Origin of the sequence: Microbacterium sp. K41, from assembly GCF_004794395.1 — a bacterium.
In the GTDB taxonomy this organism is placed as follows: domain Bacteria; phylum Actinomycetota; class Actinomycetes; order Actinomycetales; family Microbacteriaceae; genus Microbacterium; species Microbacterium sufflavum.
The window spans coordinates 1-11,053 of sequence record NZ_SSDO01000458.1 but is presented as its reverse complement, the minus strand read 5'-3'; the positions used below and the strand labels follow the sequence as shown (position 1 = coordinate 11,053).

The following is an 11,053-nucleotide window of genomic DNA, read 5'->3' as shown; positions in this document are numbered from 1 at the left end:
GCCGACGTCGACGCGGGCGGGGTCGAGAACTCCGCGACCGCGACCGGCACGCCTCCCGGAGGGGACCCCGTCCCGTCCGAACCCGACACCGTCGTGACGCCGACTGATCAGGTGCCGTCGATGACCCTCGTGAAGACGGCCGTGATCGACGACGCCGACCGGGACCGCGCCGCCGACGAGGGAGAAGTGATCCACTACGCCTTCACCGTCGCGAACACGGGCAACGTCACGATCGAGAATCTGGGCATCGACGACCCGATGCTGGACGAGCGCGGCGACGCCATCACGTGCCCGCTCGTGCCGCTGGCGCCCGGTGAGCAGGCTCTCTGTACGGCCGACCATGTCGTGACCGCGGCGGAAGCGACCGGTGGCGACCTGACCAACGTCGCTACCGCCACGGGACGTACGGGGACCGATGATCCGATCACGAGCGACCCGTCGACGGTGAGCACGCCCACGGATCCGGAGACACCGGAACCCGCACGACTGCCGACGACGGGTGGTCGGGATCAGACGGCCGCGGCACTGCTCGCGCTCGCCCTGATCCTGGGCGGAGTCACGCTGGTCGTCGTCCGGAGGGGAGCGCGCCGCCGCCCGACGGACATCGGATAGCTCGACCGGGGGGCCGAGCGACGGGGCCCGGTCGGGCGCAACCACATCGTGGGGCGGTCCGACCGGGCTCCGACGGGGCGCGGCCTGGATGAGTCGGAGCACACCGGCAGCACGACGCCACGGTGGTGAGGATCGATGCCGAAGCACGACCGGAAGGGGTCGGTGCGCGGGAGGGAGGAGATCCGAGGTGGTGGAGCCTAGGAGATTCGAACTCCTGACATCCTGCTTGCAAAGCAGGCGCTCTACCAACTGAGCTAAGGCCCCGTGAGGGATTTCTTGAATTGAACGGTGGGGCTACCAGGACTTGAACCTGGGACCTCTTCATTATCAGTGAAGCGCTCTAACCGCCTGAGCTATAGCCCCGTCAACCTCCAAGACTTTACCGGAGAATCTCGGAAAATCCGAATCGAGCGCGAGGAGCCCGATGCACACCACCGCCGGCACGACGAAGCCCCCTCGCGCGGCGAGGGGGCTTCGGAAGAGAAGGGGCTGGTCAGCGCCAGCGTGTGGTCATGAGGAACCCGATGAGAGCGATGCCGAGACCGATCGCGAGGTTCCAGTTGTCGAGGCCCGGGATCGGGAACTGCATCCCCGAGATGTAGAACACGAGGATCCACGCGAGACCGAGAAGCATGAAGCCGATCATCACCGGCTTGAACCAGACGGCGTTGGGAGCGGCGTCGCCCTCGGCGCGCTCGACGACGGGTTCTTCGGTCTTGCGGTCACGTGCCATGCCGTCATTGTACCCGGGAGACCTCTGCGCCCACGAGAGGCGGTCACAGACGGGTGCCTCCGCACGAGCCCGTGTTCAGTGTCGACGGATAAGATCACGCCATGACTGCATCCGCCGTGCCTGGGGGGCGCCACGGACGTCGGCAGCGGCCCCGGTCGCGCGCCACGTTCGCGAGCGTGCTCGGCGAACTGCTGCTCACCGCCGGGGTCCTCGTCCTCCTCTTCGTCGCATGGCAGATGTGGATCGGCGACATCATCATCGCCGCCCAGAAGAACGACGAGGGTGCGGCGATCTCGCAGCAGCTCGCGGCGGCCGATCCCCCCGCGCTGCCGCCGAAGGTCGAGACCGACGACGGCACCACGGTGTACCAGGCGCCGGTGCCCGCCGCCCCCGCCGACGGGGCGTGGTTCGGGCAGATGCACATCCCGCGCTTCGGCGCCGAGTACAACTTCGGCATCTACGGCGGGACCAGCCGGGCCAGGACGCTCGACCAGAAGGGCATCGGGGTCTACACCGACTCGAAGATGCCCGGCGAGGTCGGCAACTTCTCCCTCGCGGGCCACCGCACCACCTGGGGCAAGCCGTTCAACCAGCTCGACAAGCTGCAACTGAACGACGCGATCGTGGTCGAGACCCCCGACGGCTGGTACACGTACCGCTTCCGCACGCTCGAGTACGTCACGCCCACGCAGACCGACGTGCTGGCCGACGTGCCGCAGATGCCCGCACAGCAGACCGGCGAGCAGTACATCACCCTCACGGCGTGCTCCCCCCTGTACTCGCTCGCCGAGCGGATCGTCGCCTACGGCGTGTTCGAGAGCTTCCAGCCGCGCGCCGAAGGACCGCCGTCCGCACTGACCGACCCGCCTCCCCCGCCCGCCGCTCCGTCGGTGTGACCACGAACGATCAGGAGACACCACCCATGTACGCCGCACTCTGGCGCCTGCTGCCCGGTCCCTGGTGGTTGCGTGTGCTCATCCTGCTGGTCGTGGTCGCCGCCGTGCTCTACGCCCTGTTCTGGTACGTGTTCCCCTGGATCAGCCCGTTCATCTCCCCGGGTGAGGTTGACGTCGAATGACCCGCGTGCTCGTCGTGGACAACCACGACAGCTTCGTGCACACCCTGATCGGCTATCTCCACGAGCTCGGTGCCGACACCACGATCGTCGAGGCGGACGAGGTCGATGCGGCGCGGGTCGAGGGACTGCTCACCGCGCACGACGCGCTGCTCCTGTCGCCGGGGCCGGGCTCGCCCGACGACGCCGGCGTCTCGCTCGATGCGGTACGCCTCGCCGCCCGCTCCGCCGTTCCCACGCTCGGCGTGTGCCTGGGTCACCAGGTGATCGGCGCGGCCCTGGGTGCCCCCGTGACCGGCGCCCCGGAGCTCATGCACGGCATGGTGTCGGCGGTCGCGCACGACGGCTCGGCGCTGTTCGACGGCATCCCCTCGCCGTTCGCGGCGGGTCGCTACCACTCCCTCGCCCTCGCGGAGCGCGACCTGCCCGCCGAGCTCGCGGTGACCGCACGGACGGCGGACGGCACGGTGATGGCGCTCGAACACCGCACGCTCCCGTTCCACGGGGTGCAGTTCCACCCGGAGAGCGTGCTCACCGAGGGCGGCTACCGTCTGCTGGCGAACTGGCTGCGACTGTGCGGCGACCCGGACGCCGTGTCGCGAGCAGAACGACTGCACCCGCTCACGCGCTGACCCCGGGTGTCGGACGGCTGCGCGTCAGGAACCGGTGCAGTAGCGCAGCTCGACCGAGGAGTTGATCGGCACGTCGCCCGGAGCGACCGACATCGAGTGCACGGTGGCCGGGTCGGTGGCGGGGCAGTCGCTCTCCTCGATCGGCACCGGGGTGAGCCCGAGATCCGTGAGCGCCTTCGATGCGGAATCGACCGACCAGCCCACGACATCCGACAGGGTGACCTTGCCGCTGGCGACCTCGAGGTTCACGACCGTGTTCGGCGCCACCTCGGTGTCGGCCTTCTCGCTGGCCGTCATCACGGTGTTCGCCGCGAGGCCCTTGTCGTTGCGCTGGGTGACCGTGCCGAGCTGCAGCCCCGCCTTCTCCAGCGCCTCGGTGGCCGCGGCCAAGGACATGCCCTCGAGCTTCGGCACCACCACGGTCTCCTCGCCGGACGACACGTAGAGCGTGACGGTGGACCCCTGCTCGACCGACACCCCGCTCTCCGGATCCGTGCGGATCACGTTGCCCTCGGCGATGTCGGGACTGGACTCGATGACGATCTTCGACGAGAGGTCGAGCTTGGCCAGGTCGTCCTGCGCACGCTCCGACGCCACATTGGTCAGGTCGGGCACGACCCTCGACGTGCTGGGCACCTCGGACGGTCGCATGCTGATGGTGACCACCCAGAACAGGACCGACGCCAGAAGCACCGCCAGCAGCGCGACGCCCGCCCAGATCCACGCGACCGGCGGGCCCGACTGCGTGCGGGTCATGGTGGTGTCGCTGCTGAGCTGCCGCAGCGACCGCGCCGTCTCCTGCGCCTGACGCGGGTTCGGGCCATACAGCTCGCTGGTGAGCGCGCCGATCTGCTTGCGCGTCGGGGCGGCACCGGTCACGGCCGAGTCGAGGGCCGCGCGGAAGTGCGCCGCGTCGGGGAAGCGCTGGTACGGGTCCTTCGCGAGCGCGCGCAGCACGATCGGGTCGAGCGCCGCCGGGGACTCCTCGTTCACCTCGGACGGAGGGATCGGTGTCTCGCTCACGTGCTGGTACGCCACCGCGACCGGAGACTCGCCGCGGAACGGCTGGCGCCCGGTGAGCAGCTCGTACAGCACCACGCCGGTGGAGTACAGGTCGGCGCGGGCGTCGACCGGCTCGCCCTTGGCCTGCTCCGGCGAGAAGTACGCCGCGGTGCCGATGATCTGCGTGGTCTCCGCGACCGTCGAGGAGGAGTCGGACACCGCGCGGGCGATGCCGAAGTCCATGACCTTGACCTGACCCTTGTCGGTCACCATCACGTTGCCGGGCTTGATGTCGCGGTGCACCACACCCGCGCGGTGCGAGTAGTCCAGCGCCTCGAGGATCCCGTCGACGTAGCGGACGGCGTCGGCCACGGGCACCGGGCCCTCGGCGATGATCTTCTTCAGCAGGGTGCCCTTGACGAGCTCCATCACGATGTACGGCGGCTCATCGGACGAGGGGTCGCTCGTCGACGGGTCGCCCGCGTCGTACACCCGCACGATCGACGGGTGGGACATGCGCGACGCCGCCTGCGCCTCCAGCCGGAACCGCGTGCGGAAGCTCGTGTCCCTGGCCAGTTCGGGGTCGAGGATCTTGATCGCGATCTCGCGACCGAGGGTCAGGTCGTACCCGCGGTACACCTTCGCCATTCCGCCGTGCCCGATGAGCTCGTCGACGCGGTACCGGCCCGCGATGACTTGTGGCTCTGTCGACACGGATGACCCCCCTGAAACTACAAAACAGCTGGACTACAGGCTACCCTTCGGCGCCGCCACCACCGTCACCCTCGCCGTCGTCCGGGGCCGTGATGGTGACCGACAGCGGGGGCGACGCGTTCGACGTGCGCTGGTCGCCGCCCGAGCACATGGCCTGGTAGGTGACGATGAGCTGCTGGCCCACCGCGTCGCCGACCTTCACCTGCGTGTTGCGCTGCGTCGGCTGGAAGTTCGGGCCGCCCGAGACGAACGAGCCGTTCTGCAGCGACACGACGTAGCCCGACAGGGTGGTGCCGCTCGGGCACGTGAAACCGGTGCCCCAGGCCACCGTGACCGTGCTGCCCGCGACCGGGTCGCCCGTGAGCGTCGGGGTGTCGGTCGGCGTGGGCAGCGGGGTGCGTGCGGCGTACACGGTCAACGCGATCGGCGTCGTGGTCTCGACGTTCCCGGTGGGCTGAACCCGGTACACCTGACCGACCTGGGCGTCGCTCGGGGCGGGATCGCCGTCGGCGCACGTGACGTTGTTCGTGAAGCCCGCGTCGGCCAGCGTCGCGGTCGCCGTGGCGCAGTCCATGCCGTTGAGGTTCAGCGCAGCCACGTCGACGCGCGTCACCTCGGGCGTCGGGCTCGTGGAAGGCGACGGCGGCGGCGTGGTCTGCGCGGTGGTCGGCGAGTCGGACGGCTTCGGGTCTTCGCCGCGGTTGCCGAACATCGCCCACAACGTGCCCACGAGCACGATGACCAGCAGAGCGATCAGGGCGATCAGCGGCCATGTCCAGGCGCTGCGCTTCTTCTTCTTCTTCTCCTCCTCCGCGACGGCCTCCTCGGTGGGCAGCTGCGCGGTGGTGGGGAGGATGCGCGTGGCACCGTCGTTCGATGCCGTCAGCATGCGCGTGGCGTCGTCGTCGCCGGCGATCCCGCCCGTCGCGATCGCCGGAACAGCGATCGCCGCCGAGTTCAGGTCTCCGCGCCGCAGCGCCTGTGCGGCCCGCGCGACGGTCGCCGCCGAGGACGGGCGGTCGGCGGGCTTCTTGGCGATCATCGCCATCACGAGGTTCTGCACCGGGATCGGCACGGTCGGCGGCAGCGGCGGCGGCTGCTCGTTGATCTGCGCCATCGCGATCGCCACCTGCGACTCGCCCGTGAACGGGCGCTTGCCGGCCAGGCATTCGTACGCCACGATGCCCAGCGAGTACGTGTCGGTCGCGGGAGATGCGGGGTGGCCGGACGCCTGCTCGGGCGACAGGTACTGCACGGTTCCCATCACCTGACCGGTCGCCGTCAGCGGCACCTGGTCGGCGATGCGAGCGATGCCGAAGTCGGTGATCTTGACGCGGCCGTCTGGCGTGATCAGCAGGTTGCCCGGCTTGATGTCGCGGTGCACCAGGCCGGCGGCGTGCGCGGCCTGCAGGGCGGACGCCGTCTGCGCCACGATGTCGAGCGTCTTGTCGGCGCTCAGCGCGCCGTCGCGCTCGAGGATCGTGGAGAGGGCCTCACCCGGCACGAGCTCCATGACGAGGTAGGCGCTGCCGTTCTCCTCGCCGTAGTCGAAGACGCTGGCGATGCCCTCGTGGTTGACGAGCGCGGCGTGCCGCGCCTCCGCGCGGAACCGCTCGAGGAACCCCGGGTCCCCCATGTACTCGTCCTTGAGGATCTTGATAGCGACGGTACGCCCGATGACGTGATCCGTCGCCTCCCAGACCTCGCCCATGCCGCCGATCGCGATCCGCGACTGCAGCTCGTAACGACCACCGAACGACACACCCTGCGTCGGCCTCATCTGCCCAGCACCGCCTCTATGACCTTCTTCGCGATCGGAGCGGCGATGGTGTCACCGCTCCCTGATTGTCCCTGCCCGCCGCCGTTCTCGACGACGACCGCCACGGCGACCGATGGGTCGTCCGCCGGGGCGAACCCGGTGAACCACAGCGTATGCGGCCTGTTTCCGTTCTCTGCCGTGCCCGTCTTACCGGCCACGTCGACCCCGTCTATTCTTGCACCCTGGGCCGCGCCGTTTGAGACGCTGGCGACCATGGCGGAGGTGATCTCGTTCGCCACATCGGCTTCCATCGCCCGCCCGAACTCGCTGTTCTGGAAGGCCTTGATCACCGACAGGTCGTTGCCGATCACGGCATCCACCATCTGCGGGTTCATGACCACGCCGTCGTTCGCGATGCCGGCCGACACCATCGCCATCTGCAGCGGTGTCGCGGTGACCTGTCCCTGCCCGAAACCGCTGAGCGCGGTCTGCGCGTCGTCGAGCGCCCGCGGGTAGCTGGACGGGGTCGAGGCGAGCGGCGTGTCGAAGCTCCGGTTGAAGCCGAACTTCTCCGCCATCTCCCGGATCGCGTCGTCGCCGAGCTCCACGGCGAGCTCCGCCATCGGGATGTTGCAGCTGAGGCGGATGGCCTCGGCGATCGTCACGGTCGCACCGGGACCGCACGTGCCGCCCCACGCGTTGGACACGCGGTTGGACGAGCCGGGCAGGGTGTACAGCGCGGGGTTGGGCAGCGTGGACTCCGGCGTCCATTCGCCGCTCGCGTATGCCGCGGCCGCCGTGACGAGTTTGAACGTGGAGCCCGGGGGGTTCAGGTCGCCGGCGATCGCGCGGTTCGACAGGGGCTTGCCCGGGTCGGCGACCAGCTGGTCATAGGTGGCGTTCGCGGCGTTCGCGTCGTGCGTCGCCATCAGGTTCGTGTCGAAGCCGGGGGTCGACACCATCGCGAGGATGCGCCCGGTCTTCGGGTCCATCGCCACGACCGCGCCCTGCAGACCGTCGAGCGCCTCGGCGGCAGCCCGCTGCGCGGCCGTGTTCAGCGACAGCTCGACGCTGTACCCGCGCTGCGGCTGACCCGACAGGATGCGCTCGATCTCGGAGAAGAACGCGTTGGAGCCGGTGCCGGAGAGGTCGGCGTTCATCGCCTTCTCGATGCCGGTGGTCGAGCCGAGCGCGGGGTTGAAGTACCCCGTGACCGTCTCCCACAGCGCCGGATCGGTGTACACGCGCTGGAACCGGTACTGGTCGTCGCTGGGCGTCGAGCTCGCGATCGCCGCGCCGTCGACGATGATCGCGCCGCGCTGGATCTCGAAGCTGTCCAGACGGGTGCGCTTGTTGTGCGGGTTCTGCGCGAGGCTGTCGGACTCGACGACCTGGATCCAGCTGGTCGCGGCGAACAGCGCGATGAACATGAACAGCATGATGATGCTGAGGCGGCGGAGTTCCCTGGTCATGTCAGCCGATCACCACCCGGGGCTGACGGCGCACGCCGTCGGAGATGCGCAGCAGCAGCGCCACGATGAGCCAGTTCGCGACGAGCGAGGAGCCGCCGGCCGCGAGGAACGGCGTGGTCAGACCCGTCAGCGGGATCAGCCGGGTGACACCGCCGACCATGATGAACACCTGCAGCGCGATCGTGAACGACAGTCCCGTCGCCAGCAGCTTGCCGAAGTCGTCCTGACCCGCGAGACCGATCCGCACACCGCGGCTCACGAACACCATGTACAGGCACAGGATCGCGAACAGCCCGATCAGCCCGAGCTCCTCCCCGAGGCTCGTGATGATGTAGTCGCTGTGCGCGAGCGGCGTGATCTCGGGGCGTCCCTGGCCCCATCCGGTTCCGATGAGGCCGCCGCGGGCGAGACCGAAGAGGCCCTGCATCGGCTGGTATCCGGCCACGTCGGGGTCGACCTGCGACGAGTCGAACAGGAAGAGCCAGTTGATGAAGCGGCCGCGCACGTAGCTGAGGATCTGCGTGGCGACGGCGACACCGGCGACCACGAGTCCCAGCCCGATCAGCACCCAGCTGGTCTTGCCGGTGGCGACGTACAGCATCGCGACGAACATGCCGAAGATCAGCGTTCCCGTGCCGAGGTCGCGCTGGAACACGATGATCCCCAGCGAGATGGCCCACACGACCAGCACCGGGCCCAGCTCCCGCATGCGCGGCCACGTGATGCCGAGCACGCGCTTGCCGACCGACGTGAGGCTTTCGCGCGTGCGCACGAGGTAGCCGGCGAAGAAGATCGCCAGGCAGATCTTCGCGAGCTCGCCCGGCTGGAACGCGAAGATGCCGCCGAGCGACACCCACACCTGCGCGTTCGCGTCGGCGATGCGCAGCCCGGGGACGAACGGCAGCAGCAGGAGCAGGATGCCCGCGAGGCCGAAGATGTACGTGTACCGGAAGAGCACACGATAGTTGCGCAGCAGGATCACGACCGCGATGGCACCGGCGAGCGAGATCGCCGTCCACGCCAGCTGCTTGGTGGAGTAGGCATCCCACCCGGTGTTCTTGAACGCGATGTCGATCCGGTAGATCATCGCCACGCCCAGACCGGTCAGCAGGGTCGCGATCGGCAGCACGAAGGGGTCGGCGTCGGACGCCACGAAGCGCAGCACGATGTGCAGGGCGAACGCCAGCACGGCCAGACCGCCGCCGATCGCCAGGATCATCGGGTCGATCACGCCCAGCGCGCCCAGCTGCACGAGGGTCAGCGCGGCGCCGCTGATGGCGCACGCTAACAGGAGCAGCCAGAACTCCCGGTTGCGCTGCGTCTGCGGCATGCGCAGGCGCCGCAGGGCCTTGATGACGGTGGTGTCGGCCTGCACGTCGGTGCTCATCCGTCACCCCCCGCCGGAGTGTCGCTCGGGGTGGGCGCCGGCGTGGGCAGCGGGGTCTGCTCGATCACGTTCGCCTCGGCGCCCGTGCGCAGCCGGTCGACGATAGCCATCGCGTCGGACAGCGAGCGGGCCGAGATCGTGCGCTCGACCGAGGCCCGCTGATACGGCGGCAGGTCGGCGAGGAGGATGTCGGTGTCCTCCACCGGGGTGGACAGCGTGATCGGGCCGATGTTCTGCTGCACGCCCTGGAAGATCACCACGCTGTCGTCGTCGGCGCCGATGAAGTACCGCGTCTGCGTCCAGCTGTAGGCGGCGAAGGCCGCGAAGGCCAGCATCGCGATCACCACGAGCACTCCGGCGATCCAGCCGAGGCGGCGGCGTTTGGCACGGCGCCGGTCCTCCTCGATCAGCTCCTCCAGGTACTCGGGCGCCGGCTCGAAGTGGCTCGGTTCGTTCGCGGCCTGACGCACCGGGTGCAGCCAGTTGCTGCGCGGTGCGCGCACCGGCGGCACGTACACACCGGACGGGTTGGAGGCGGCGCCGACGATCGTCGCGGTGCCCGAGTGGATGGGATGCTGCCCGCCCACGTCGACCAGCACGATCGTGACGTTGTCGGGCGCGCCACCGTCGAGCGCCTGCTTGAGGAGGTTGTCGGCCGTGCGGCCCGGTGCGAGCCCCAGCTGCATGGCCTTGAGGATCCGCGCCTCGTCGACCACACCGGACAGCCCGTCGGAGCACAGCAGCCACCGGTCGCCGGGCTGCGTGTGCATGACGAACATGTCGAGCTCGGGGTCGGAGTCCATGTCGCTGAGCACCCGCATGAGCACCGAGCGGCGAGGGTGGTAGCGGGCCTCCTCCGGCGTGATGCGACCGGAGTCGACCAGGCGCTGCACGAACGTGTGGTCGGCCGTGATCTGCGTGAGCGCGTCGTCACGGTAGAGATAGATGCGCGAGTCGCCGATGTGCCCGATCACCGCGTACTCGTCGACCATGATGATCGCGCTGAGCGTGGTGCCGAGGCCCGCGAGCTCCGGTCGGTCCTTCGCCGCACGGATCAGGTCGCCCGCGGCGGTCGTCGCGGCGGCCTGCAGCGCGGCCTGCGCATCCTCCGTCGAGGAGTAGGGCTGGTCCAGGGGCTCCAGGCGCTGGATCGCGATGCTCGAGGCGACGTCTCCACCGGCGTGACCGCCCATGCCGTCGGCGACGACGAACAGGTTCGCCCCGGAGTACCCGGAGTCCTGGTTGTTGGAGCGGACCTTCCCGGTGTGGGAGATCGCGACGCTCGAGCCCTCGAAGACCATGCCGGCGTCAGGCCCTCAGCTCGAACGTCGTGGCGCCCACCTTGACGGGGGTGCCGAGGCTGAGGGCGACCGGTCCCCCGGTCACGCGCTGCCCGGCGACGAAGGTGCCGTTCGTGGAGTCGAGGTCCTGGATCGCCCACGTGTCCCCGCGCAGGAGAAGGCGGGCGTGGTGGCTGGAGGTGTAATCGTCGCGGATGACGAGGGCGGACTCGCTGGAGCGGCCGATCGTCATCGAGTCGGCGCCGAGCGGAAGCTCCAGCCCCGCCTTCGGCCCCGACGTGATGACCAGACGCTTCGCGGTCGCCACGGTCGCGGGGCCGGACGACGGGCGCGACGACGAGGAGGGCTTCGTGGGGGCGGCCGGCG

At 69.5% G+C, this 11,053-nt stretch carries 11 protein-coding genes and 2 tRNA genes; 4 read left to right on the top strand and 9 right to left on the bottom strand.

Translation table 11 applies throughout. The features are described from left to right. On the top strand, positions 1-612 hold a 612-nt coding region (locus DW309_RS14815), incomplete at its 5' end, for a CLIPPER-2 domain-containing protein (RefSeq protein WP_205812791.1). A gap of 188 nt (positions 613-800) precedes the next feature. On the opposite strand, the gene DW309_RS14810 is transcribed toward DW309_RS14815, so the two are convergent. The 3 genes from DW309_RS14810 to DW309_RS14800 form a co-directional block, all read right to left on the bottom strand. Continuing rightward, positions 801-876: transfer RNA gene (locus tag DW309_RS14810), tRNA-Ala, on the bottom strand. Positions 877-901: 25 nt separating this feature from the next. Continuing rightward, positions 902-975: transfer RNA gene (locus DW309_RS14805), tRNA-Ile, on the bottom strand. 130 nt (positions 976-1,105) lie between these two features. After that, entirely contained in the window at positions 1,106-1,345 is a 240-nt protein-coding gene (locus tag DW309_RS14800; protein WP_136033213.1) for a cell division protein CrgA, read from the bottom strand. Positions 1,346-1,446: 101 nt separating this feature from the next. Here DW309_RS14800 and DW309_RS14795 point away from each other — a divergent pair, with 101 nt between their 5' ends. The 3 genes from DW309_RS14795 to DW309_RS14790 are packed head-to-tail and all read left to right on the top strand — an operon-like array spanning position 1,447 to position 3,052. Then, a complete protein-coding gene (locus tag DW309_RS14795; RefSeq protein ID WP_136035631.1) occupies positions 1,447-2,241 on the top strand; it encodes a class E sortase in 795 nt (264 codons plus the stop codon). 26 nt (positions 2,242-2,267) lie between these two features. Next, positions 2,268-2,423 carry a hypothetical protein gene (locus tag DW309_RS19740; protein WP_168387293.1) on the top strand — a complete coding sequence of 52 codons (156 nt, stop codon included), beginning with the start codon at positions 2,268-2,270 and terminating at the stop codon, positions 2,421-2,423. Then, positions 2,420-3,052 carry an anthranilate synthase component II gene (locus DW309_RS14790; RefSeq protein WP_136045797.1) on the top strand — a complete coding sequence of 211 codons (633 nt, stop codon included), beginning with the start codon at positions 2,420-2,422 and terminating at the stop codon, positions 3,050-3,052. Before DW309_RS19740 ends, DW309_RS14790 begins: the two co-directional genes overlap by 4 nt. A 24-nt stretch (positions 3,053-3,076) precedes the next feature. Here the strand turns inward: DW309_RS14790 and pknB are convergent, their stop codons facing one another. From pknB to DW309_RS14760, 6 genes are all read right to left on the bottom strand, one after another. Beyond that, complete coding sequence (gene pknB, locus DW309_RS14785) at positions 3,077-4,768, bottom strand: Stk1 family PASTA domain-containing Ser/Thr kinase (protein WP_136035627.1); 1,692 nt, start codon at positions 4,766-4,768, stop codon at positions 3,077-3,079. A 40-nt stretch (positions 4,769-4,808) separates the two neighbouring features. Continuing rightward, on the bottom strand, positions 4,809-6,548 hold the full coding sequence (locus DW309_RS14780) for a protein kinase domain-containing protein (RefSeq protein WP_136045796.1): 1,740 nt from the start codon (positions 6,546-6,548) through the stop codon (positions 4,809-4,811). After that, positions 6,545-7,999 carry a peptidoglycan D,D-transpeptidase FtsI family protein gene (locus DW309_RS14775; protein ID WP_136045795.1) on the bottom strand — a complete coding sequence of 485 codons (1,455 nt, stop codon included), beginning with the start codon at positions 7,997-7,999 and terminating at the stop codon, positions 6,545-6,547. Before DW309_RS14775 ends, DW309_RS14780 begins: the two co-directional genes overlap by 4 nt. A gap of 1 nt (position 8,000) precedes the next feature. Beyond that, positions 8,001-9,386, bottom strand: a complete 1,386-nt coding sequence (locus DW309_RS14770) for an FtsW/RodA/SpoVE family cell cycle protein (protein ID WP_136045794.1) — start codon at positions 9,384-9,386, stop codon at positions 8,001-8,003. After that, positions 9,383-10,687, bottom strand: a complete 1,305-nt coding sequence (locus tag DW309_RS14765; protein WP_136033227.1) for a PP2C family protein-serine/threonine phosphatase — start codon at positions 10,685-10,687, stop codon at positions 9,383-9,385. The genes DW309_RS14770 and DW309_RS14765 overlap by 4 nt, the downstream gene beginning before the upstream one ends. Before the next feature lie 7 nt (positions 10,688-10,694). Next, positions 10,695-11,053 (bottom strand): FHA domain-containing protein FhaB/FipA (locus DW309_RS14760; protein WP_240753248.1); only part of this gene is annotated, 359 nt, incomplete at its 5' end.

Bases quoted from the DNA above. Each gene is read 5' to 3' on its own strand.
- DW309_RS14790 (WP_136045797.1), top strand. From the start codon at position 2,420: ATGACCCGCGTGCTCGTCGTGGACAACCACGACAGCTTCGTGCACACC.
- DW309_RS14795 (WP_136035631.1), top strand. From the start codon at position 1,447: ATGACTGCATCCGCCGTGCCTGGGGGGCGCCACGGACGTCGGCAGCGG.
- DW309_RS14800 (WP_136033213.1), bottom strand. From the start codon at position 1,345: ATGGCACGTGACCGCAAGACCGAAGAACCCGTCGTCGAGCGCGCCGAG.
- DW309_RS14770 (WP_136045794.1), bottom strand. From the start codon at position 9,386: ATGAGCACCGACGTGCAGGCCGACACCACCGTCATCAAGGCCCTGCGG.
- DW309_RS19740 (WP_168387293.1), top strand. From the start codon at position 2,268: ATGTACGCCGCACTCTGGCGCCTGCTGCCCGGTCCCTGGTGGTTGCGT.
- DW309_RS14780 (WP_136045796.1), bottom strand. From the start codon at position 6,548: ATGAGGCCGACGCAGGGTGTGTCGTTCGGTGGTCGTTACGAGCTGCAG.
- DW309_RS14765 (WP_136033227.1), bottom strand. From the start codon at position 10,687: ATGGTCTTCGAGGGCTCGAGCGTCGCGATCTCCCACACCGGGAAGGTC.
- DW309_RS14775 (WP_136045795.1), bottom strand. From the start codon at position 7,999: ATGACCAGGGAACTCCGCCGCCTCAGCATCATCATGCTGTTCATGTTC.